The 24,987-nt window shown below is 31.5% G+C and carries 21 protein-coding genes and 1 tRNA gene; 9 read left to right on the plus strand and 13 right to left on the minus strand.

Features of this window, described 5'->3' with window-relative positions; translation table 11 throughout:
* The first annotated feature begins 12 nt into the window (after positions 1 to 12).
* Genes AC1EUU_RS01495 through AC1EUU_RS01510 form a run of 4 tightly spaced genes read left to right on the plus strand, consistent with a single transcriptional unit; the run spans position 13 to position 7,905 of the window.
* Positions 13 to 2,424 carry an ABC transporter permease gene (locus AC1EUU_RS01495; protein WP_480199606.1) on the plus strand — a complete coding sequence of 804 codons (2,412 nt, stop codon included), beginning with the start codon at positions 13 to 15 and terminating at the stop codon, positions 2,422 to 2,424.
* A 15-nt stretch (positions 2,425 to 2,439) separates the two neighbouring features.
* A complete protein-coding gene (locus AC1EUU_RS01500; protein ID WP_480199607.1) occupies positions 2,440 to 4,800 on the plus strand; it encodes an ABC transporter permease in 2,361 nt (786 codons plus the stop codon).
* Positions 4,801 to 4,810: 10 nt separating this feature from the next.
* Positions 4,811 to 7,231, plus strand: coding sequence for an ABC transporter permease (locus tag AC1EUU_RS01505; protein ID WP_480199608.1), 2,421 nt, complete (start codon positions 4,811 to 4,813; stop codon positions 7,229 to 7,231).
* Between the two features lie 11 nt (positions 7,232 to 7,242).
* Positions 7,243 to 7,905 (plus strand): ABC transporter ATP-binding protein, encoded by a 663-nt coding sequence (locus AC1EUU_RS01510; protein ID WP_480199609.1) that lies wholly within the window; start codon positions 7,243 to 7,245, stop codon positions 7,903 to 7,905.
* 157 nt (positions 7,906 to 8,062) lie between these two features.
* Here AC1EUU_RS01510 and AC1EUU_RS01515 read toward each other — a convergent pair whose 3' ends face one another.
* On the minus strand, positions 8,063 to 8,935 hold the full coding sequence (locus AC1EUU_RS01515) for a tetratricopeptide repeat protein (protein ID WP_480199610.1): 873 nt from the start codon (positions 8,933 to 8,935) through the stop codon (positions 8,063 to 8,065).
* A gap of 187 nt (positions 8,936 to 9,122) precedes the next feature.
* Here AC1EUU_RS01515 and AC1EUU_RS01520 point away from each other — a divergent pair, with 187 nt between their 5' ends.
* The gene (locus AC1EUU_RS01520) at positions 9,123 to 9,818 is read left to right on the plus strand and encodes a hypothetical protein (protein ID WP_480199611.1); all 696 of its coding nucleotides are present in this window, start codon (positions 9,123 to 9,125) and stop codon (positions 9,816 to 9,818) included.
* A 14-nt stretch (positions 9,819 to 9,832) separates the two neighbouring features.
* Positions 9,833 to 10,930, plus strand: coding sequence for a helix-turn-helix domain-containing protein (locus tag AC1EUU_RS01525; protein WP_480199612.1), 1,098 nt, complete (start codon positions 9,833 to 9,835; stop codon positions 10,928 to 10,930).
* Positions 10,931 to 10,940: 10 nt separating this feature from the next.
* Here the strand turns inward: AC1EUU_RS01525 and AC1EUU_RS01530 are convergent, their stop codons facing one another.
* The 12 genes from AC1EUU_RS01530 to AC1EUU_RS01585 all read right to left on the minus strand — a co-directional run bounded on the left by AC1EUU_RS01530 (position 10,941) and on the right by AC1EUU_RS01585 (position 22,799).
* Entirely contained in the window at positions 10,941 to 13,274 is a 2,334-nt protein-coding gene (locus AC1EUU_RS01530; RefSeq protein WP_480199613.1) for a TonB-dependent receptor, read from the minus strand.
* A 257-nt stretch (positions 13,275 to 13,531) separates the two neighbouring features.
* Positions 13,532 to 14,200 carry a LytR/AlgR family response regulator transcription factor gene (locus AC1EUU_RS01535; RefSeq protein WP_480199614.1) on the minus strand — a complete coding sequence of 223 codons (669 nt, stop codon included), beginning with the start codon at positions 14,198 to 14,200 and terminating at the stop codon, positions 13,532 to 13,534.
* Complete coding sequence (locus AC1EUU_RS01540; protein ID WP_480199615.1) at positions 14,197 to 15,219, minus strand: sensor histidine kinase; 1,023 nt, start codon at positions 15,217 to 15,219, stop codon at positions 14,197 to 14,199. Before AC1EUU_RS01540 ends, AC1EUU_RS01535 begins: the two co-directional genes overlap by 4 nt.
* Before the next feature lie 16 nt (positions 15,220 to 15,235).
* Positions 15,236 to 15,925, minus strand: coding sequence for a hypothetical protein (locus tag AC1EUU_RS01545; protein WP_480199616.1), 690 nt, complete (start codon positions 15,923 to 15,925; stop codon positions 15,236 to 15,238).
* A gap of 10 nt (positions 15,926 to 15,935) precedes the next feature.
* On the minus strand, positions 15,936 to 18,248 hold the full coding sequence (locus AC1EUU_RS01550; RefSeq protein WP_480199617.1) for a TonB-dependent receptor: 2,313 nt from the start codon (positions 18,246 to 18,248) through the stop codon (positions 15,936 to 15,938).
* Between the two features lie 164 nt (positions 18,249 to 18,412).
* Complete coding sequence (locus AC1EUU_RS01555) at positions 18,413 to 19,360, minus strand: TolB-like translocation protein (RefSeq protein WP_480199618.1); 948 nt, start codon at positions 19,358 to 19,360, stop codon at positions 18,413 to 18,415.
* Positions 19,361 to 19,490: 130 nt separating this feature from the next.
* Positions 19,491 to 19,901 carry a hypothetical protein gene (locus tag AC1EUU_RS01560; protein WP_480199619.1) on the minus strand — a complete coding sequence of 137 codons (411 nt, stop codon included), beginning with the start codon at positions 19,899 to 19,901 and terminating at the stop codon, positions 19,491 to 19,493.
* A gap of 75 nt (positions 19,902 to 19,976) precedes the next feature.
* Complete coding sequence (locus AC1EUU_RS01565) at positions 19,977 to 20,594, minus strand: hypothetical protein (protein WP_480199620.1); 618 nt, start codon at positions 20,592 to 20,594, stop codon at positions 19,977 to 19,979.
* A gap of 122 nt (positions 20,595 to 20,716) precedes the next feature.
* Positions 20,717 to 21,076 (minus strand): hypothetical protein, encoded by a 360-nt coding sequence (locus tag AC1EUU_RS01570; protein ID WP_480199621.1) that lies wholly within the window; start codon positions 21,074 to 21,076, stop codon positions 20,717 to 20,719.
* 236 nt (positions 21,077 to 21,312) lie between these two features.
* Positions 21,313 to 21,783: a hypothetical protein gene (locus AC1EUU_RS01575; RefSeq protein WP_480199622.1), complete on the minus strand. Its 471-nt coding sequence runs from the start codon at positions 21,781 to 21,783 to the stop codon at positions 21,313 to 21,315.
* Positions 21,784 to 21,940: 157 nt separating this feature from the next.
* A complete protein-coding gene (locus AC1EUU_RS01580) occupies positions 21,941 to 22,621 on the minus strand; it encodes a hypothetical protein (protein WP_480199623.1) in 681 nt (226 codons plus the stop codon).
* 103 nt (positions 22,622 to 22,724) lie between these two features.
* Positions 22,725 to 22,799: transfer RNA gene (locus AC1EUU_RS01585), tRNA-Pro, on the minus strand.
* Between the two features lie 86 nt (positions 22,800 to 22,885).
* Here AC1EUU_RS01585 and AC1EUU_RS01590 point away from each other — a divergent pair.
* The 3 genes from AC1EUU_RS01590 to AC1EUU_RS01600 all read left to right on the plus strand — a co-directional run bounded on the left by AC1EUU_RS01590 (position 22,886) and on the right by AC1EUU_RS01600 (position 24,986).
* Complete coding sequence (locus AC1EUU_RS01590) at positions 22,886 to 23,992, plus strand: PQQ-dependent sugar dehydrogenase (protein WP_480199624.1); 1,107 nt, start codon at positions 22,886 to 22,888, stop codon at positions 23,990 to 23,992.
* Positions 23,993 to 24,054: 62 nt separating this feature from the next.
* Positions 24,055 to 24,663, plus strand: coding sequence for a uridine kinase (udk, locus tag AC1EUU_RS01595; RefSeq protein ID WP_480199625.1), 609 nt, complete (start codon positions 24,055 to 24,057; stop codon positions 24,661 to 24,663).
* A gap of 2 nt (positions 24,664 to 24,665) precedes the next feature.
* A complete protein-coding gene (locus AC1EUU_RS01600; RefSeq protein WP_480199626.1) occupies positions 24,666 to 24,986 on the plus strand; it encodes an FtsB family cell division protein in 321 nt (106 codons plus the stop codon).
* The last annotated feature ends 1 nt before the right edge of the window (position 24,987 follow it).

Raw genomic sequence — 24,987 nt, forward strand, 5'->3', positions numbered from 1 at the left:
AAATAAAGAATCATGTTAAAGAATCATCTTAAAATAGCTTGGCGTAGTATTAAAAAAGATAAGCTTTTCACCTTTATCAAAATGGGAGGGTTTGCGATTGGTATAGCTGCATGTTTACTTATTTCTCTTTTTATCATAAACGAACAGAGCTATGACAAACATTATAAACACAAAGATCAAATTTTTAGGGTATTGGTGGAGTTTCCTTATGAAGGTAAATTAATGAAGAATGTTCATTTTCAACTGCCTTTTGCTGAGCAAATAGCGGCTGATTACCCTGAAATAGAACTTGCTGGTAAATACAATGCGGGAGAACTTTTTGGGGCAGGTAAAAAAACACTGCAATTACAAGGAGACCCTCAAAACTTCAATGATGATGGTTTTGTTTTTGCAAGTCAGGGTTTGTTAGAAGTTTTAGAAATTTCTTTTTTGCAAGGAACTGTTAAGGATGCATTAACGCAGCCAAATAGCTTAGTAATTTCAGAAGAAAAAGCAGTCAAATATTTTCCAAATGGTACTGCTGTAGGGAAGACTGTAATACTAGATGGCGATACTAGAAATCCGTATAAAATTACTGGTGTCATGGCCAAACGTAATTTTAAATCTCATTTTAATTATGATTTTTTGATGACTATCAATGATGGTCAAATGAATTGGATAAATAACAATTATCTCACTTTTGTTAGAACATCGAAGAATGCTGATATCGCTGCTTTAGAAAATAAAATGCACACGATTATAACTAATCATATGATACCGGCTTATAAGAAAGAAGGATATGGTACACATTCTGAATCACTGCTTAAAGCTAAGTTCATACTGCAACCAATTGCAGATATTCATTTAAAAACAGATCCAGAAATGTTTGATCACCTTAACCATGGCGATATTAGATTTGTATGGTTATTTGCTGCAATTGCTATTTTTATTTTGTTATTGGCATGTATAAACTTCATCAATCTATCAACCGCGAAATCTGCCAATAGAGCCAAGGAGGTAGGATTACGCAAAACTGTTGGCGCTTTTAAAAATAATCTGGTTTCTCAATTCCTGTCAGAGTCAATCCTATTTAGTATTGTATCGTTTGTGTTTGGAGTATTTTTAACATGGTTACTGCTTCCAATGTTTAATTCAATGGCGGTTAAAGCTATTGAGATGCCATGGAGTGCCTGGTGGTTTATTCCGGTAATTTTGACTTCTGCCTTATTCGTAGGATTAATAGCTGGACTTTATCCTGCCTTTTACTTGTCTTCATTTAAGCCCGCTTCAGTTTTAAAAGGAAATCTTAGCGTTGGGAGTAAAAGTGGAAAATTACGCAGTGGTCTTGTAGTATTTCAATTTGCTACCTCTGTCATTTTGATAATCGGAACACTTGTTATTTATAAGCAAATGAATTTCGTTCTAACAAAAGAATTGGGCTATGAAAAAGAAAGAGTTTTAGTGATAGAAGGAACGTCTATATTGAATACTAAAGCCGGTAATTTTAAAGAACAACTTTTAGCATTACCATCTGTGAAATCAGTTTCTAAGAGTAATTATTTGCCAATAGAAGGAACCAAAAGAAATGGCAATACATTTAGAAAATCGGGAGTAAGTAAAGCCGAAACTGGGGTACCGTCACAGATTTGGCGTGTAGATTATGATTATATCAAAACGTTAGGTATTAAGGTTAGTGAAGGACGTGATTTTTCAAAAAAATATGCATCCGATTCTATAAATTCTATCATTATAAATAAGAAAATGGCAAAAGCACTTGGTTTAGAAAAACCAATTGGAAAACAAATTTCTAATGGGTTTGATTGGACCATAGTAGGTGTAATGGATGATTTTCACTTTAAATCCTTAAAAGACGATATAGGACCATTAGCGCTTGTTATTGGAAATGATATTGGCGCTTTTTCGGTCAAGTTGAGTTCTAATGATTTATCAGAAACTATAGCTTCTATTGGTTCTATCTGGTCTAAAAACATACCTAATCAAACATTTAATTATAGCTTTTTAGATCAAAAGTTTGCCCAAATGCATGAAGACATAAAACGAATGGGGCAAATATTTAACAGCTTTGCTCTTTTCGCAATCTTGGTAGCTTGCCTTGGTTTATTTGGACTCTCAGCTTTTATGATTGAACAACGTAAAAAAGAAATAAGTATCAGGTTGGTTTTAGGCGCTCCATTTAAAAGTATCTATAAGCTTTTAACCTTAGATTTTCTTAAGCTGATATTCATAGCCATTGTAATTGCAATACCTATCGGATGGTTTATAATGAGTAGATGGCTCGAAGATTTTGAATACAAAATTAATATTGGTTGGGAATTATTTTTAGCATCAGGAATCATTGCTTTAATCATTGCCATATTAACCATTAGCTATCAATCTATTGGCGCAGCTTTAATACAACCATTAAAATCACTTAGAACCGAGTAATTTAAATAAAGAACCATGTTTAAAAACTATCTAAAAATTGCTTGGCGAAATCTTATTAGAAATAAAGGTTTTTCATTATTGAATATTATCGGACTTTCTTTAGGACTGTCGGTTACGGCATTAATTACGCTGTGGATAAATTTTGAATTTAATTTTGATAAATTCCATAAAAATATAGCTCGCATTTACGAGGTAAATAACCAACTAGAAATTAATGGTGAGATCCAAACATGGAATACAACACCACAACCAATGGCATTAGCTATTAAAAAAGATTACCCGGAAGTAGAAAGTGTTGCAAGACTAAACTGGGATAATACAGTATTATTCTCTAAAGGCGAAAAGCGAATTAAAGGTATTGGTCATGCCATTGATACAGATTTTTTAAAAATATTCGATTTCTCATTGGTAAAAGGAGATTTAGAAAGTGTTTTTAATGATGCTTATTCGATGATTATTACCGAAGAATTTTCTAAAAAACTCTTTGGTGATGAAAGCCCTGTCGGTAAAACAATAAAAGTAGAAAACTCAGAAATATTTACAATTACTGGAGTCTTAAAAAAACTACCAACCAATACACGTTTTCAGTTTGAGTATTTAATTCCTTGGTCTTACTTAAAGCAAAAAGGGTGGGAAAGTAACCATTGGGGGAACAATAATACAACGACTTTTGTAATGTTAAAGGAAGGGGTTAATTATACTACGTTCTCTTCTAAAATAAAAACTTTGCGTAAACGGTATGATAAAGATGGAGCTAATATGGGCACCTACTTACAACCATTTTCGAGAACTTATTTGTTTTCTAAGTTTAAAAATGGTGTAGAGGTTGGCGGCAGAATAGACACCATTAGATTGTTTGGTATTATCGCAATTATTGTACTCTTAGTAGCGTGCATCAATTTTATGAATTTAAGTACGGCTCATAGCCAAAAACGAGCAAAAGAAGTTGGTGTTCGTAAAGTTGTAGGTGCTAGGAAGAATGCCTTAGTAACACAGTTTTTAGGAGAATCTATCCTTGTTTCATTCATTGCGGCTTTATTGGCTTTTATTCTTATTTTATTAGTATTACCCTCGTTTAATACTCTGGTTGGTAAACAACTTTCATTAAACTTAACAGGTATAAGGTTTTGGGTAATTGCCACCGGTGTTATTCTTTTTACAGGAATTTTAGCAGGTAGCTACCCTGCTTTGTATTTGTCTGCTTTTAAACCTTCGTCGGTTTTAAAGGGTACATTTCAAAAAGTAAACGCATTAATAACTCCTCGAAAAGTATTGGTTGTAACTCAATTTACGGTAGCAATAGTACTTATTACGTCTACCATTATAGTAAGAGAACAAATAAAAAATGCACAAGATAGAGAACTTGGGTATAGCCAAAATAACCTGATATATTCTTGGTTGGAAGGAGATTTGAGTAAAAATTACCAGCTCTTAAAAAACGAATTGCAGTCTTCTGGTATTGCAGAATCTGTTACAAAAATGACTTCACCTATTACATCTAGAAATAGTGATACATGGGGATTAATTTGGAAGGGTAAAAAGGAAAATGATAAAACCACGATAACGCGCATGGGTACAGATGATAATATTGTGAAAACTATGGGCTTTGAATTGGTTGCTGGGCGTGATATAGATTTACAAAAGTATTCAACAGATTCTACTGCTATGATTTTAAACGAATCTGCAGCAAAACATATGGGTTTTGAAGAACCGCTAGGGCAAATTATAATTGATGATAATGTAAGATATACTGTTGTAGGCGTAATTAAAGATTATATATACGAGTCGCCATATCAAAAGATAGTACCGATGGTAATTGAGGGTGCTAACCCTTGGGCCAGAGTATTGCATATTAAATTCAACAGCAATAATTCAGTTGCGCAAAATCTAGCAAAAACCAAAGCATTATTTAAAAAGTATAATCCAGAATACCCTTTTAACTACTACTTCGTAGACCAGCAATTCGCTAAGAAGTTTAGAAAAACTCAACAAACAAGTAGCTTGGCAAGTTTATTCACATTTTTAGTCATAGTCATTTCATGCTTAGGCCTTTTCGGATTAGCAAGCTATATGGCAGAAAATAGAAAGAAAGAAATAGGTGTTCGTAAAGTACTAGGTGCATCGGTTAAAAGTATTACAACATTATTATCTAAAGAATTTTTAAAACTCATAGTTCTCTCTTTTGTCATTGCCACACCGGTTGCCTGGTATGTTATGAACAATTGGCTAGGAAATTATGAATACAGAGTTGAAATTTCTTGGTGGATGTTTGTTCTTGCGGGGTTTTTATCAATAATTGTAACGTTGTTAACTGTTGGTTATCAATCGGTAAGAGCTTCAATGCAAAATCCAACAAAATCATTAAGAACAGAATAAAAATAAAAACATGTATAAATTATTCTTAAAAATAGCTTTTCGGTATTTGAGTAAAAATAAGCTCTATTCATTTATAAATATAGCTGGACTTTCAGTTGGACTAGCTTCATTTATTCTGATAATGGTATATGTAAATTTTGAGCGTAATTACGATACTTTTGATGGTTCAAAAGATGTATATCGTATGTATATGGACGCTTTAGAAGGCGATACTTTTGAGGAGGCTGACGCACAAACGGCTAATCTAATTGGCCCAACAGTTAAACAAGAATTACCAGAAATATTAGAATATGTTAGGCTGTATCAATTTGATAAAGTTGCATTTAAGTATAATGAAAATACCTTCATAGAAACCAAAGGTTCTCTGGCGGATGAAACCTATTTTGATATATTTAATTATCCACTACTAAAGGGGGATAGAAGTTCGGTTTTAAAAGAAGTTAATACTATTGTTTTATCAGAACATCTTGCTAAAAAAATATTTGGTAATGAAAATCCCATTAAAAAAACACTGCTAGCATTTCATGAAGGTGAAAAAGTTGTACTAACGGTAACTGGTATTTTAAAAGACTTACCGAAGAATGTACACTATAAAAATGATTTTCTGATTTCAATGAAATCGTATGCCAATTGGTTTGCTTCTGATATAGAGAGTAAACCAAATTGGAGCCATTGTAACTTCTTTACATATGTAAAAACCGAAAGAAACATCAATTTTAATGAGTTAAAAAGTAAAATAATTGCTAGAGATTTTGAAGATGATGAAGACGAGCGCTATAATATCGAACCACTTGAGAGTATTCACTTATATTCTAATAAACCTTATGAAGCCGAGACCAATGGTAGTGCAACAAAAATTAAATTTTTAACTGCAATTGCATTTATTATACTTTTATTGTCTTGGTTAAATTATATAAATCTTTCTACAACAAAATCTTTAGAACGTGCGAAAGAAGTAGGTATTAGAAAGGTGGCAGGAGCTCAACGTGGTCAATTAATTACGCAATCTATTTTAGAATCTATAGTTTTAAATTTGATTTCTATTGCTTTAGCTGTTATGGCTAGTTATGCCTTACTTTCAATATATAACAAGACAACCGGAAGTAATCTAATGTTGAATTTAGAAAGCTTGAAACAATTAACACCTATTTTTAGTTTGGTTATTATTGGTATCCTATTAGCTAGTCTTTATCCTGCTTTCTTGTTAAGTGGTTATAATCCTTCAAAAGCTTTAAAAGGAAAGGTGAGAGTATCTGCAAACGGATTAAACATCCGTAAAGGATTAATCATTACTCAGTTTGTTGCAACTATAGTTTTACTTGTTGGTACATTAGTAGTATCTAAGCAAATTAATTTTTTAAAAGCGCAACCTATAGGATCAAATTTAAATCAGGTTGTAGCTTTTCAAAGTGAGATATTAACACAAAAACCTGATTCGTTGGTTCGCAGTGAGTATAAAGTGCTAGAAAACGAGCTACGTAAAATTCCGGGAGTTCTTAATGTCTCTAGAGCACAGACCTACCCTGGCGGCGGCTATGAAAATTTTAACTCTTTTATAGGTGTAACTTACCCTAACGGTAAAGAAGATAATAGAAAGACATTTTATGCGTATGTAGCTCAAGGTAATTATTTTGATATTCTTGATATTAAATTCTTAAGCGGAAAGAAATTTATAGATAATCCAAGTGGAAAAAGTAAGAACATTATTGTCAATAAAATGGCAATGCGAGAGCTAGAAATTGCTAGTTCTGAAGAGGCCGTAGGTAAAATTGTAAAATTTCTTGGTGCAGAATGGACTATATCTGGAGTCATTGAAAATTATCATCACTTTGACCTTAAGACTAAGATACAACCAATTATTATTTTACATCAAAATAGCAGTAATAACCTGCTGGTAAAGTTTGATAAAACCATAGCTTCTAACTCAAGCTATTCATCTGCGATTGCTCAGGTAGAGCAGAAATGGAAACAGGTATTTCCGCAAAGCACTTTTGAATATACGTTTTTAGATAAAAAGTTTGAAGCACAATATAATCAGGATAAAGAATTTAATTCGGCATTTAGAATATTTACTTTATTGGCAATATTTATTGCTTGTTTAGGTTTATTTGGGCTAACCTCATATGCCTGTATACAACGTAAAAAAGAGATAGGGGTTAGAAAAGTAAATGGTGCTTCAATAACACAAATTGTTCAGTTACTGAATAAAGACTTTTTGAGTTGGTTAGGAATTGCATTTTTAATAGCTATTCCCATTGCATGGTATGTAATGAACGGTTGGTTAGAAAATTTTGCCTATAAAACAACATTAAATTGGTGGGTTTTTGCCTTGGCAGGCACAGCAACGGTTATAATTGCATTAGTTACCGTTAGCTGGCAAAGTATCAATGCTGCAATGAGTAATCCTGTTGAAGTATTAAGAGATGAATAAAAAATAAAAACATGTTATTAGAATTAAAAAATATACACAAGTGGGTGAAATCTGGTGGACAACGGATTTTTCTATTGAAAGATATCAACTTATCGGTTAGTGAAGGAGAATTTATTTCTATCATGGGACCTTCTGGTTCGGGGAAATCTACTTTACTAAATGTAATGGGAATGCTAGATGGATTTGATGAGGGAGAATATAATTTTATGGAAGCTTCGATACATCAACTAAAAGAAAAACAGCGTTCAAATTTGTATAAACAATATATAGGTTTTGTTTTTCAAGCTTATCATTTAATTGATGAACTTACGGTTTATGAAAACTTAGAAATGCCCTTATTATATAAAAAAATAAAAAGCTCAGAAAGAAAAGCTAAAATTGCCGATACTCTTGATCGATTTAATATTGTTGGGAAAAAAGATCTATTTCCATCTCAGTTAAGTGGTGGGCAGCAACAATTAGTTGGGGTAGCCAGGGCTTTGATTTCTTCTCCAAAGTTAATTCTTGCCGATGAACCTACGGGAAATCTAAATTCAAAACAAGGGGAAGAAATAATGGAACTTTTTAAAGAGCTGAACAATGAAGGTGTAACCATAATACAGGTAACACATTCTGAAAAAAATGCAGCTTATGGCTCAAGAATTATTAATTTATTAGATGGTCGAATGGTTTAACTATTTAGCTATATTTTTTAGAAACAATAAAAAGCTGAGCAAGAAATTGCCCAGCCTTTTTTAATTCAATAAGAAAACAATCTAATTAATGAGAATAATATTCTTTCTCAGAGATAGATTTAATTTTTAAGATAATTTTTTTTTAGATCTTAGTTAGCTATAATTTGACCGATTGTATAGAATCAAGTTTAGACTTAGCGGCTTCATATGTTTTTTTTAGACTTTCGCTGTTCCTATAATATGCTCCATAACCTTGTGCAGCTTCAATAGATTTTATAGTTTTTTCATAGAGACCATTTTTATAATAAGCGATATGTTCATACTCGGCAAAATAAATATCATTTTCAGTTTTTGCCCCATTCTTCTTGGCTAGCTCGAGATATTCTAAAGCTTTTATATATTCCTTCTTTTGATAATACATAACCGACATGAATTCATACCCTTTTGGTAGGTTTGGGATTAACTCTGTACTCTTTCGATAGCATTCTAATGCTTTATCATATTCATCATTATAATAATAAGCCATACCCAATGACCAAATAGCAGCTGCACTGTCAGGATACATATCAACTACTTTTTGAAAATATTTCTGAGCCTTGAGGTAGTCTTCTTCTATTAAAAGCGAATATTCCGCCTGCATGATATCCCTCTCAGATTTCAATTCAGATTTTTTAGAAAGATTATAAGCCTTCGTAACTAGTTTTTTATATTCTTGAGGATCTTGAACATAAAAACCACTCATTAAAACACCGCTTGGATAATTAGGGTCTAATTCTATGATTTTTGCCGCTTTCTTTTCGAATTCCTCCTTGTTACCATAAAAATAAAAGTTCGCAGACACATCGTTAAAAAGTTGGTGAACTTCTGGCACTTTAGAATCTACCGCCAATGTAAACCCATATGTATTTAGACCTGCCGGAGCATATTTTTCAACAAATTCATTTTCAATTTCACGTGCTGTTTTTTGATTTTGACAAGAGAAAATTCCAAATAAAACTGTGAGAATAACTATTCGTTTAACACTTTTCATACTATTATATATTTATATTTTTTAATTCGATCCAAATATAAAATGAGCCTCAGTGAATCTGTAAAAAATCAGAATGATACAAGTGCAAAAACGGTATTTGAACTTCTATTTACTTTTTTTTAAGACTGTTTTAAACACGGCAATATATTTTAGCTAAAAATGAATTTTTAACTATTATTTTATGATTATGAAAACAATTAAACAAGTGATAATTTCACTCTTATTGGTCTTGGCTTCACAGAACGTATTTGGTCAAGAAAATGTAAAAAAACACTCTTTTAAAAAAGGAGAGATATTAGATATTTTGTTGATAGAGAGAAAGCCTGATATAGCTGAAGCATATAAGCGATATAGGCAAACAGCTTTTCCAGTGGCATTTAAGAAAAGTTTTAAATTATTACAGGCTTCTGGCGCAACTAATTTACAGGGAAATATTGACCCTAACGTGTTCATTATTGGGAAATGGGATAACCTAGAAAAACGCGAATCTTTTTTAAAGGAAATTTATGATGAGGTTCCAGATTTTGATGTGCAAAGAAGAAACTTATTCTCAATTTTTAATTTAACCTATTACGAAATGCCAAAAGATGTTACTTTTAGCATCCATAAAGAGAAATATAATGTAGCCACTGCGTATTGGAAAAAAAGTGATGGAGAGTTTAACCAGTTCATAAAGAAGTTTAAAAAAGAAGTCAATAAAAGCGGTGGTAGAACATTAGTAGAATTAACCAATGGTAAATCACCATTTAAGTATTACTATAATCCCGATTACTTTGTTATAACAGCGTGGAACAGTAAAGAAGAATTTGAAGCGTTTTACCAAAAGAATGTCAAAATGGATTCTAGAGGTTTGCTAAATGTAAATCAGTTTTTGATCAAGTAAAATAATTTTAAGCAATGCAATCAATCTATAATCAATTAATTTATTTTGCTTTCTTTCAGTGCATATTGCTATTGTTGGTATATGTAGTGACTCCTAAAAGAAGAAAATTAGTAAACAGGTATCTTATATTCTTAATAATCGCAATTTTACTTGGATTAATCGGTAAGATATTACACATACAGGGCTTTTTTGGGCGAAATTTTAGATTGATTGCCTCTTCTGAATTGGCAGGATTGCTTTTTGGCACTACCATCTATCTATTTACGAGAACATCATTTTTAGGGAAAGAATATAAAAGCTCTGATTTGATTCACTACATTCCAGCACTTAGCTACATTTTATTTGTACTGTTTTATTTTGTACTACCCTCTGATGTTATTATGAAAGAACGATCTGCTTCTGGTGAAACCGATAGAGTTATATATTTATTTCATGCAATCGGTCTAATTGTGAACACTACCTATTGGAGTCTCAGTTTTAGAGAACTATTGATTTTTAGAAAAAAAATTAAAAATGAACTTTCGTATTCTATAAAAGACAATTTTTTTTACAATCTACATATAGCAGTAGGTATTTGTCTATTTGTATGGTCTGTTATTTATATTATTAGTTTGTTTGGTTCTGTGATGATTGAAAGAGATTTTAGAAATATAGTATGGCTTATAATTTCATTTATCGTTTTATTTATTGCCTATTATAGTATGATTTCACCTGAAGTCTATAAGCTAAAACCCCTTACGGTTATAAAAAAATATAATCAATCTAAATTTAATAATGCCGATTTAGATAGGTTAAAAGAACAACTTGATGATTTGATGGAAAACAAAAAGCCATACTTAAACAATAAGCTTTTAAAAGCAGAACTTTCAGAAATGATTGGTATTTCGAACCCTGAAATGGCTAGATTACTTAATGAACGTATTGGTATGAACTTCTTTGAATATGTTAATTATTATAGAATTAAGGAGTTTATTAGACTGGCAAAGGTTAAAAAAGATGAGTTCACTCTATTTGGAATTGCACAAGAAGTAGGTTTTAATTCTAAAGCTACTTTTATCAAATCTTTTAAAAATTTGATGGGTACAACACCTTCTGATTATTTTAATAATTAGGTAGCGACTTTTATAAGAAGTCTCTACCTTTTTTCTCATTAGTATCCCGTTTTTTTCTTTTTATTAATTGATTCTTTCCTCCAAATCGATAAGATAGACCAAAGTATAAAGTTCTACTATTCCAACTAAATTCACCCGTTTGTATAATAGGTCGATAACCATTAAATGAAAATTGTTGCGTTTTAAAGATATCATTTATGTTTAAGCTGAATGTGCCTCTTCGCTTAGCAAAACTGTACCTTAATCCGGCATTCACAAAATAAAAAGCTTTTGTCTCATATTGTAGATTGTCATTCGCGCCTCTATACAAACCAAAAAGTTGTAAGGTTATTTCTTTATTGATCTTAAAGTTATTGCTCATTCTAAGATTATAAAGAAGGTTATTAACTTTAATTTCTTCGTTTTCAGCTATTCCTTTTTGTTGTTGCGAATACAATTCGAAACTAGCACTAAGGTTCCACCATTGTAGCGGTTTATAATTTCCAGATAATTCAAAGCCAAAAGCAGTATTATCTTCGTAGTTATTATATGAAAATAATATTCTTGATGGCATTTGAGAATCTTGAAATGCAAATCGAATTATTTCATCAGAAATTTTTCTGAAAAAGATACCACTTGTTATACTTCCTTTGTTTAGCTTTCTTGTATAGTTTGCTTCAACAGAATTTGTGAATTGTGGTTTTAAGTTTGGGTTACCAATGTTTGTTACTCTTGCTGAAGACCAAACCCTAATCGGATTTATTTGATCTAAACCGGGTCTATCAACTCTTTTGCTAACACTTATTTGATATACGTCCTTCTGAGTTTCAACGTTGGGCGTATACTTTAAGAAAGCCGAGGGATATATACTAAAAATTTGGTCTTTAAAGGTTTGATCGTTTGATCCAATCTGATTAAAAAGCCCTTTAACATCGTAGTTTTCTAAACGCGCTCCTATTTGATAGGACCATTTTCCTAAGTTTTTACTTAAGGTACTATAAAAAGCATATATATACCTATTGTAGTTGTATGTTGAATTGTTACTATTAACATTCGAGGTTAAAAAAGCATTATCAATAGATTGAAGCCTGGCTTCTGCTCCGATTTCGACTGTTGTTTTTTCAGATAATGGATTTATATAGTCAAGGTTTACGATTATGTTATCTCTACTGTTTGTAATATCATCTAAGTAGTCATTGATTGAAGCTTCATTTTTAATCGTAAAATTAGCATCTTCGGTACCATCATACATGTTATAATCAACCTCAAGTTCTATGGTATGTCCTTCTTTATTGAGTTCATGCTTATAATCAAAGTTATAACTCGAATTGATATTAGCTCTATTACTATTATATGTCTGATCAACAAATGCATTCTGGCCTGAAAAAAGCACATTGTTTTTACTTAAAACATCACTCTCAAAAAAGTTCTGATTGGTATAAAATGATATAGAATTTTTGGCATCAATAAAATAATCTATTCCAAGCTTAAAAAGGTGCGAATTACTATCACTGGAAGAATTCCATTTTTCATTTGATTCGTCTTGTTGTCTGAATATAGTTCCTATTACTCTTCTTTTTCGATGATTTGTGCCATAACTCCCATAGATGTTAAAGTTTTGAGTTCTGTAATTAACATCTATATTACCATTGTATTGTACATTATCCCAAATAACGACTCCAGTGCTTAAAGATCCGTTAAAGCCAATATTTGCATTTTTATGTAAGACAATATTAATAATACCACTCATACCCTCAGGATTGTATTTGGCCGATGGGTTGGTAATTAATTCGATTGTTTTAATAGATGTTGATGGGATTTGCTGCAATAACTGATTTGCACTGATATTGGTTGGTTTTCCATCTAAGAGAACACGAACATTATCGTTACCACGTAATGATAAATTACCATCTTGATCCATATCTATAGATGGAATATTAATCATGATATCTGCAGCAGAAGAACCAGCAGTTGTTAGGTCTTTTCCAACGTTTATTACCTTTCTATCTATCTGTTGTTCTATTGTAGATCGTTCTGCAATAATTTCAACATCTTCAAGAGATTCGGCTTCTTGCTCAATAATAATTGTACCAATGTTTAAATTTTTACTACTTAAAGTCACTTCTTTGGTTACTGTTTTATAACCAATAAATTGAACCTCGAGTAGAATTTCACCATAAGGTATTTTTTTAATCTCAAATTTTCCCTTTTCATTTGAAATGCTACCATTTATGATACTATTATCTACTATATTTTTAATGACAACTGTTGCATAGCTTACAGGTTCCTGTAATACTTTATCTATAATTTGACCTTTAATATTTGCAGTTAGGTCATTAGAATTTTGAGCGATACTCAAAGGCATGTAAAAACTATAAGATACTAATAACGCGATAAGACATTTTTTAAAATTTGCTACCATATTTTTTTAAAATTTGCAGCAATATTATAGATCGATAGTGCTTAATTATCTTATAGATTTGTTAAGCCGAGTTCAATAACAGTAGTAGAACCTATACGCTAGTTTTAAATTAGTTTATATACTGTATTAAAACGAATTTTATGAGTAAATTCTGTTACTGGAAGTGTGAAAATACATGTTCGAATACAGAATGTATCTACTTATTTAAATTTTTCCAAGAAATTAGCTTTATAGGTTGCTCCGATGGGTATGATTTGCTCTTCAATATGTATTTGATTTCTAGAAACCTTTTCAACTTTATCAAGATTTATAATAAAAGAACGGTGTGTTCTAATAAAATTATAATCTTTTAACTTGGTTTCCCAATTACGTAAACTATCTAAAATTAAGATCTCCTTATCTTTTAAAACCACTTTAACATAATCTACTTCAGCTTTTATAAATAAAATTTTATCTGTAGTTGTTTTGTAAATCGTTTTGTCAGCATATAAAAAAAGCTCCTGGTTATTTTTATGTTCAGACAATTGATTTCTAACCCTCGATATTGCTTTATAAAAGCGTTCATAAGAAAAAGGCTTCACTAAATAATCTATAACGGCTTCTTCAAATGCTTCAACCGCATAATTGGGAAAGGCTGTAGTTACTATAACTTTTGTAGGACTTTTTAGTGATTTTAAAAATGATAAACCATTTAATTCTGGCAGTTGTATGTCTAAAAATAATAAATCTGCAGTGTTTAATAATTTAGGAGGCACTTCTAAGGCACTTTCATAAATTCCTAGACATGATAAAAAAGGCGATTTATCAATATAACTTTGTAATATTTCTTGGGCAGATAGCTCATCTTCTATGATTATGCAATGAATCATAACTTAATGGTTAAGTTTACTTTAAATATTCCTTCTTTTTTTTCTATTAAGAGTTGGTGATTTTTTGGATATAATAATTGCAGGCGTTTATGAGTATTTTTAACTCCAATTCCACTTTCTTCCCAGCCCGGATCAATAACTTGATTATCATCTTCTGTAAAAGGATTACTGCAACTAAAGATTAAAAGGTTATTTTTTAATTCTAATTTAATATGCACGGGATGATTATTTCCTTTCATTCGGCTGGTATACTTAAAAGCATTTTCAACAAAAGCGATAAACAATAGAGGTGCAATGCTTTGTTCAAGATTATCAATTTGGGTTGTAAATGTAGCTAGAACTTTTTTTGATAATCGTTCTTGCTGTAAATCTACATAATCTTGAAGGTGTTTGATTTCTTGCTTAATACTTACATCTTGATTTTGCCCTTCATGCAAAAAGTATCTAAAATTATCTGATAATTTTAAAATCAAATTAGGAGTCTTATCATCTTTTTTTAATGCATTTGCATATAAAGTATTAAGCGTATTAAATAAAAAATGAGGGTTCACTTGTGCTTTTAGGGCATTTAGCTCTGCCTGTTTTTTTTCCTTTGATAGTTTGTCAATTCGATCTTGCTTTTTATACAAATCTTTGATAGAAAAAAGAGCGAAAAAGACAACACCAAAACTAAGGTAGGTCAACGTATTTGCAATAAAATGTTTCCAAAAATGATTATTACCTGTATGAAACATTCGATCAAAATATTCATACAACAACGTATTTGCAACAATGGCTAAAACAGCAATAAATATAAATTTCTTTTTCTCTTTTTTTGGAAAAAACCAAAAGTATAAAAGGTAAGAAATGGTCATTTTAAATACTAATGAATTTAATTCATGCAAAAAAGACATGGGATATCCACCTTCTTTTCCAAAATACTTAATATACGGATAGAACAAAACAATTGTCCATAATAATATATGTAGAATTGGCTCGAGTTTTAAAAACTTTTGATATGCATTTTCATGTTCTTGCATGTAGACAAGGTACAATTTATTGATAGGATATTGTTAGACCTTTTATCGCCACCTTTGCATATATCACCTCTTTCGTATTTGTACCACTAATTCTCAATAGTAAATGTCCTCCCGGAAGCGGATTACAGTCTTCTTGTTCAAAAATGATTTCATTATCAAGTTTAAACCATATGCGACTTTGTTGTTTGCCAATTTCAATAGTATACCATTTGTTCACATCAACAATATTGTTTTCTTTAGTTAAGTGAAATCCTCTTTTAAAAGGAGTTATGTTTTTATAAAAAAATGGTTTAAAATTATGTGAGCGATTATTAAAAGTTAAGTTGTAATGTTTTAGATTTCTCCGCCATTCCCAAAAATCCCTGCCTTTTGCCTCTTTTGGCGGTAAAGTCAATTGTAATGATTTTCCTTGGTCTGAAACCGAGAAAAGAACAATCATAACCGAAGAATTCGATAATGCTTTGGCTTTGTAATTAATAATGAAGTCTCCTTTGTATATTTTTGGACTAATTAGAAAATACCCATCGGAGCCTTTAGTTTCTTCAATAATGAGTTCATTCCCTTGAATTGTTGATTTTCCTTTATCTAATGTTTTCCAAGTGCTTAATTCTTCTGGTGTAATTCTTTCTTTTTTGAATACGGTCTGAGCATTACCCACTGAGTTGAAGAGTAAGTTGAGTACTAAGAATTTTAGAATTGTTTTCATATGAGTTGTTTTAATCGATTGCGCCGCCATGGTTATAATTACGTTGCTTTCGGTTTCTGGTTTTTCCTTTATTCTGAAGAATTTTATAATTTAAGCTGAGTAGCCACCCGAAAGTTTGTGATTGAAATCGCCATATTTCATGCTGAGTTATATTATCTAAAATCATTTTTCTTTTCCGTAAATTATTATCTAGCACATCTACAATTCTAAGATTTGCCGTCAATTTATTATTGAGAAACTTGGCTCTAACAGCCAAATCTATTCGGTTTCGCGGTTGAGTTATTGTATATACATCTTGTCGTTCTGGGGTATGTCGATAGGTAATGTCTGTGCTAATGTTTTTAGATAGCTTGAATGTATTTTTTAAGATTACATTAGATGCGTATAAATTATCAAAAGTAATATTGGTTTGTGTTGCTTTAGAATAGTAATAATTTGCTGAAAGTTGAGTATTCCAAAATTTGTAGATTTTGTATTGTGTATTGACCTCCAATCCATACGTATTTCGCGTATTTACATTTTCAAAACTAATTGTACGCACACCGTCGTCGTCGATAACATCGATCCATTGAATGACATCTTTTCTGTATCGATAAAAGGTGCCTACTGATGCATTAAATTTATTCCCGCTATATTGATAATTAAGTTCGTAATTATCAGCAAATTCAGGTTTTAATTTAGGGTTTGCATTCCATTGAAAATATTGATTACCTATTTGAAAGGGATTAATATGATGGAAATTTGGCCTTGAAATTCGTTTACTATAACCAATGCTAAAGGTATTTTCTTCGCTGGCATTATACGATAGATGGAGGGATGGAAATATATTAGAAAAATTTAAATCGGTCATTTCACCGTTGATTGTATTATCTGAATTTGAATTAAAATATTCATAGCGTAGTCCCGTTTGCCAATTAAATTTTCCGGTCTTGAATTTTGCTAAACCGTAAACTCCCAAAAGGTTTTCTTTATAATTGAAAATATCGTAAGTTGCATTACCTTGATTTGGCTCAAAATCATTGAAACTCTTTAACTTACGTAAGTTAAAAGACATGCCGGTTTCAATACTGCCATTATTAATTGGTAGGGTAAAATCTACTGCGAAAGCATGTAAATCATTGTTGTTACGCTGCTCTTCATCGAAAAGAAAAATGGTTTCTTCAAAATCTGATGCCGGCAAAATATTTTCGTTAAGGTTAAGATTATAATCAACTTCTAAATAATGCGCTTCTGTGCTGAATTTTCTTCTATAATTAACATTATAAACCGTTGTTTTATGAGTGTGCGATGAATTTCTGTTATAAACAAAGTCATCCGCTCCAGTGACATTAGAATAAAAGGTATCATTAAAGAAGCTATGAAAGTCATATGTATAATTTACTTCAAATGATAGCTCATTCTTGTCATTTAAAAAGAAGTCTAAACCAGAAGCAATGCTACTTACTTTTCCATTAAAATCATGTGGTGCATAAAAATCACGAGTACTTCCATTTAAGTAACGCTGAAAAATCCATTGCTCGCTATCCATTCGCCGCTCTCCATGTGATGCTCGTAATCTAAAATTAATATTGGATGAATTATAATTACCGTCCAAACCAAATTGATAACGTTTTGTGCCTACAGAGGTATTTAAAGCTAGATTTAACCCTTTATTAAAGTTTTTCTTGAGAATAATATTAATAATTCCCGAGAGGCCGTCTGCTTGATTTTTTGCAGATGGAGAGGTAATTATTTCTACTTTATCAATTGCAGATGCTGGAATTTGATCTAGCAGCTCAGTGGTGTTTAAAGCCGAAGGTTTTCCGTTAACCAACAATCTTACATTTCCGCTGCCGCGCAATAAGAGTGTGCCGGTACCAAGATCGGTTTGTATTTCCGAGATTTGATCAAAAGCTTCTAGTGCTGTTACGCCTGATTGCTGCAAGTCTGTTCCGAGGTTAACAATTTTTCTATCAATTTTTAGCTGTGTAGTGGTTCTTTCGGCCTGCACAACAATCTCGTCGAGTTCATTGCTTGCTTGTTTTAGGTTAATAATTAGGTTTTGAGGTTTCTTGATATCTGCAATAAATAATTTTAAAGGTTTATATCCGATAAAACTTATTTCTAAATGAGTGAGCGCACCTTTTACTTTTAAATGAAACTGACCTTCGTTATTGGTAGAAATACCATCAATTAGATTTGTGTTGTTATAAGCAACAATTGTTGCAAAGGGTATAACTTTTTGAGTATTATTATCTTTTACTAAGCCGCGATATTCATTTTGTTGCCCGAATGCCGAGATTGAAAGCGTTAATAAAAATAAAAAATTCTTAAGACGTACCATTTGAAAAATTCTAGACTTCAAATGTGACGAAGAAGCTGATCAAATGAAATTTTTATCTGTGAGTATGGATATTTTTTCTGTGAACGGTGAAAAAGACCTCTAAAACTAGGCAATTTTTATATTAGAATATCGAGAGCAATAAATTATGCTCTATTTATAAGTGTTCATTTTCTATTAAGTTTAAAAATTATATCAGCACTTACCCAATACACTTCTCCTTTAGTAACTCCTTTCCATCCGCTATTTGGAGGATTACTAAGCCTTTTTGAAAAGAAAAAATACTTACCATCAGGTGACATATAAGGACAGAAATAAATCCAGTCTTTGATTAACGGTTCACCAATCTCAAAGTGGATTGGTGTTTGCCATTTGCCATTTTTTTTAAAGGATACGGCAAACCCCTTTTCATCTGTATATGTATTTGCGGTAATCAAAAAACTTTCATCAGGTGAAACATAAGTGCTTCGTTCACTTTTTTCTGAATTTACTTCTGGGCCAATATTTACAGGGGTGTCAAACTTTCCATTACCTAAATATTGAGCTCGATAAATATCACGTTTACCTAAACTATCAGGGCGGTCGGATGTGAAGTATAAGCTTCCGTCAGCAACTACTACTGGGTATGACTCTGCATATTCTTCAGTTGATATAGGATATCCAACCTTTGTAGCTATTTGCCATTTACCTTCTATTTTTTGACTTTTATAGATGTTTGGTTTGGCATCGTTTGAACGTTCTTCAGGGCTGATACCAAGAAAGTACATGGTATTGCCATCTTTAGTAATTGATGGGTCAATTGCTACCGAATTAGTATCTTGATCAGCGTACATTTTAATGGGTTTAGGTATTGTCCAATTACCTTCAACTAATTCAGAATGATGTATAACAAAGCTTCCATCAATAATTCTTGTAAAAAATAATTCAGTAAAAGAGGAGTTAAATACTGCATTAATTTCTATGTCATCTGTATTAACTATTGACGGCGCAAACAGCTTAGGTACAGTTTCTGGCAGTTTTTGATCTAAATAGAAATTATATGAACGGGTTGTTTTACAGCTTTGCAAAATAAAAGCTAGTCCAACGATCAATAATAAGTAATACTTTCTGTTCATAGTTTATCAATTAGTAATTTGCTTTGGATATATGAATGATTAGATGAGGGAAGGGGTAAACCTATTTCCGCTGTTGGCTAAGATAATTAATGCGTGTGAATTTGCGATGAGGAAATTCCGAAGTAATTAATTATACACGTTGTTGTAATACGTTTTTTATTCCGTTATTAAATCCTATCACGCCCAAAAGTATGGGAATAAGTATAGGGATATAAAAGGATGAAACACGATACGGAAGAAGGTCATGGGTTAGCGAACTCAAAATTGCACCTAGTATTGTTCCGATTAGAATTCCTAAGGCTGCTTTAGCCATTCCAAAGGCAAAATTTTTGTTTCTATCATTTATTCGACTATGAAAAAAACCTGGTATTCCAATTCCGATTAAAGCAAACGCAAAAATCATAAGAAATCCAATTATGATTGATAAATTCAAATCATGAACTGGTTTATTCGGTAAAACTAGGAGAGCTCCTGATATACCAATTCCAACCCCGGAAATTACTTCAAGTAAGAAAAACAGTATTTTATCTCTGGCTTTCATTTATAATGTACCACAACGGTTAGTATATGAAGCGGAGCATCCCGAAGGGTGCTATGATTTCAGATACAGTGTTATCTACTTTTCATTTATTTTCCATTCATTATCTTCAAAAATAAAGTAAGCTTTTCCCTCCTTTATTTTGGTCACATAGCGTTGAAACTTTTCGCCATCAAATGTCCAAGCTAAGCACCAATAATTGAATATTTCTTTATCTTCTTTAATTTTTTTGATATTCTCCTGTTGTGCTTTTGAAAATAGTAGAATTGCATCATCATATTCCTTGGATGACATTAGAACCTTTAAGCGTTCGGCAACCAGAAGTTGTCCTTTAATCGTATCAGATAAGTTTGTGTTTTCTAATTCTGAATACTTTTTTAACAAGTCAATTTTAGACTTGCTCCAACCATTATATTGATGAATTGTTCCATTAGTCAGAAGAGTGTCAACTTTTCCATTCTTTTGATGAATCAGGATTCTAAGTGTTTTCATATATTTGGTCGGTCCTACATTCTTGGATTCGTTTAAGTCAAAAATGAATTCCTTTTCAAAACCATCTTTAATCTTAACTTTTGTTCCTGGATATCCTTGATAAACCTCTATTTTCTCCACTTGTGAAAAGTCAAAAGAGATTGGTTTTTGAGCATTACAAGATGTAATAACTATGAGAAAAAGGATATAGGATAATAATTTCATTTTGTTCTTTCATATTGTAGATAACGTACGTATATAATTACCTTTGTAACTATATTTCTTTTATACCAATAAATATAAAGATTCTTAAGCAATGAACTATACATGTTGTTGTACGCTGGCTTTTATTTCCGCTTAAATCTTATTTCAAGACTTTTCCACCACTCTGATTGGTCTTTGTTCGGAATGAACTTATTAATTTCCCTGTCCATAATCTGAATTTGTTCGATGAAATTTTTCAATAAAACGTTGTCCGAAATCGCTTCGTGATTTATTATTTTTTGAATTTTTCTTCGAGTTGTAAAAGCCAAATCAAATTCATATTGCCATTCCGAAAAATACCCTTCATACGCATCATTAAATTCTTCAAGTACTTGTTGGTATTGAGATAATAAATCCGCGGGACTAAATTCAGTCAGATTTTCCGTTTCACTTATAAATTCGGTGTAATCACTCCAATATTTTTCATCCTTTTCAAATTCCATTTTTTGCTTGCGTACAACGTAATTATAAAGTTACCTTGGTAACTATATTCTTTTATACCAATAAATATAATGAAATTAATAGTAGATGAAGTAGATTAAAATAAGTTAAGTTTAAACAGGATTACCATGGCTTTGGTAGGAAATAAGGTGAATTTAATTATTCAGCCTTTTGTTATTAGCAATTAATTATACACGTTGTTGTAAGTAGTTTTTTTTTCAGGTTTAAAATACCTCATTTACTGTTTTGTTAAATTATAATCAATAGAATCGAAGCTCTCAAAGTTATAAGTTCCAGGTGCTACATTATGTAATTTCATAGTATTAGAAGAAGGAAAACTAATTTCGAATGTTATCTCCCAAATGCTTTGGTCATTCATACTTATTCTATAGAATTTGAATTCTCCATTTCCTATATGTTCCCATTCGAAATAGCTTAAATTATCCGTAGAAGTTATGCAGTTATCTTTGTGCAACTCTATTGATTCTATACTATTATCAGCATTTATTTTTATGGTTAGTTGGTCACCACATATGTTTGGAAGTGGCCCTTCTACAATAGAGCCATCAGTCATATAAAATGTGTTATCATTATTAAATTTCCATATTCCCTCAATTAGATTTGTGTCGAATGAATCCATTTCATTATCATCATTAGAACAAGAGACAATTGAGAATAATAGAATTATTAAAAAGATTTTGATTTTCATTGTTAAATTCAGTTTTAATTACATACAACGGTTTGTGTATGGCTCGTTGCGGGAAATCAGCTATGATTTTCCGCCGTAACCAAAAGATAGCAAATTGCAATGAATTCCGATTAAGGAATTCAGCCGCAATGAGCTATACACGTTGTTGTAAGGTGTATTATTTTTTATCTGAAGTAGAATTTCCTCCTGAAGAGCCATTTCCACTATTATTTCCATTACTGTTTCCAGTATTACTATTACCACTTCCAGTATTTGTACTTGGATTTGGCGTTTGAATTATCCGCCCTTTTTCAATTTTATCACCTTCTGGCATATCGTTATTCTTTTTTGTGTTATCTAAATTTAGAGAGCAAAAAACTACAATCAAAAAAATACCTGCTAATAAAGTTAACAATGATGTTAGGTCAAGTAAACTAATCAGCTTATTTCTTTTTCTTGCATTTTTATAGTGAGTTTCCGCATTCATATTACTGTCATATTCTTCCAGACTTTTTACTGACATTTTCCTAGAAAATAATATTCCGAACAAATTGATTGAAAGCGTCAAAGCTAGAAGAATCCATCCTAGAATTAGTACAAAATAGTATTCCGCTGATTCCAAATCAACAATTTTGTCTAGAAAGGTCAATGTTAATGCTAAAGCACCAGCAGAAATATACGTGATTTTCTTTTCAAAATCCGTTTCAGATTGGTCAATTACACTGAAAATGGCAGACCTTTCTTGACTAATCAATTCTTGTGATTTTCCGTCCAATGTTCCTTGTGGGTTACTATTTTCCATAATATGACTTACAACGGTTTGTGTATGATTAGTTGCGGGATGGTTCGTAAGAAACATTCCGCTGTTGGCTAAGATAATTAATGCAAATGATTTTTCTAAGTGCAACTACTCAATAATCATATAAAAAAAGCCAGAAATTATAAATTTCTGGCTTTTCTAGTCGGGGTGGCAGGATTCGAACCTGCGACCTCCGCGTCCCAAACGCGGCGCGATAACCGGGCTACGCTACACCCCGAAAAAAGGATTGCAAATATATACTTTTTATTAACAGTTTCAATAAATTATTATTTGTAAATTCAAATCATATTAATTTTAATTAAAATGAAACCATTTAAGGCTTTTCTAATCATATTTTTTTTTATTGGTTTTATCGGATGTGCACAGAATAAAACTCCGGTAAATAATGCATATACTCATGAAATTATAGTACCAGACCTATATATTCCATGGGGTTTTACCTTTTTACCAGATCATTCAATGTTAATCACTGAAAAATCAGGGAAGCTCATCCATTTCAAAAATGATAAGAAAATAGAACTAAAAGGGTTACCCGAAATTGAAGTATTAGGGCAAGGAGGCTTAATGGATATAGAATTACATCCAAATTATAAAAAAAATGGATGGATCTATATTACTTATGCTTCTTCAAATGGTAATGGAGATGGTGCTAACACTTCTTTAATGAGATTTAAACTTAGTGGAGATCAACTGGTAAATAAAGAACTTTTGTATAAGGCAACTCCAAATACAAGTCGTGGACAACATTTTGGTTCGAGAATTGAATTTGATAATAATGATTATTTATACTTTACTATTGGTGATCGAGGTAATCGAGATGTAAATCCGCAAGATATTACACGTGATGGAGGTAAAGTGTATCGCCTAAATGACGATGGAACAATTCCAAAGGACAATCCTTTTGTTAATAAATCAAAAGCTAAAGCAGCCATTTATTCTTATGGACATCGTAATCCTCAAGGTATGGAAAAACATCCCGTTACAGGAGAAATTTGGACACATGAACATGGCCCAAGAGGAGGTGACGAAATTAATAGCATCCAAAAAGGGAAAAATTACGGATGGCCTAAAATAACATATGGAATTAATTATAGCGGTTCAAAAATTACAAAACATACAGCACTACCCAGAATGGAGCAACCATTACATTATTGGACACCTTCTATAGCGCCTAGTGGAATGACATTTGTAACCAGTAACAAGTATCCAAAATTAAAAGGGAATCTCTTAGTAGGCTCATTACGGTTTCAATATGTGAATTTATGTATTCTGAAAGGTAAAAAAGTGATAAAAGAAGAGCGTTTGTTAAATGGTATTGGTAGAGTTCGTAGTATGCGTCAAGGTCCTAAAGGTGATATTTATATAGGTGTAGAAAATTTAGGAATTGTAAAAATTGTTCCTAAGAATTAGTTTGATACCTTAAAAAACTAAAATAATTAGTTAATTTGCCCTGTTAAATAAACCAAACTTTTATGCTCGTTTTAGGAATAGCCGGAGGTACTGGAAGCGGTAAAACAACTGTTGTGAATCAGATTATTAATGAATTTCCTGATAGTGATGTGACCGTAATATCACAAGACTCATATTACAAAGCAACCGACCGTTTGACCTTTGAAGAACGTACCAAGATTAATTTTGATCATCCAAGAGCGATAGACTTTAAATTATTAGTTGAACATCTTGTTGAATTGAAAAAAGGAAATGCTATTGATCAACCAGTGTATTCTTTTGCAGCGCATAATAGAACAAAAGATAGTGTTAAAACGCATCCAAGTAAAGTAGTTATCGTTGAAGGTATTTTGATTTTTACAAAACGTAAAGTACGCGACTTACTCGATATTAAAGTTTTTGTACATGCTGATTCTGATGTACGTTTAATTAGACGATTGAAACGAGATATTCAAGAACGTGCGCGCGATATGGATGAAGTCATTCAGCGTTATCAAGAGACTCTAAAACCAATGCATGAACAGTTTATTGAGCCAATGAAAGAATATGCCGATATCATAATTCCCGGTGGTGGTCATAATAAAGTTGCAATAGATATAGTTAAATCGGTAATCAAAGAACGATTACAATAGAAATGACATTTAAACAATTTAAAAATAAACCTTTCGTAAAATTTATAAGTAATAGATATGTACTTATTCTCATAATTTTTATTATTTGGATGTTATTTTTTGATGAAAATTCTTATTTAATCCATCGTGATATAAATAAAGAGGTTGATAAAATTGTTAGTGATACCACTTATTTTAAAGAAGGTATTGATAAGGATAGAAAAGAGATAGGAGATTTGAAAGATCCAGATTCTTTAGAAAAATTTGCCAGAGAAAAATATCATATGAAGAAAAAGAATGAAGATATATATCTAATTGAGTTTGATACCTTAAAAAAGAAGTAAG

The sequence above is a fragment of the Maritimimonas sp. 2205BS37-2 genome (assembly GCF_056591755.1).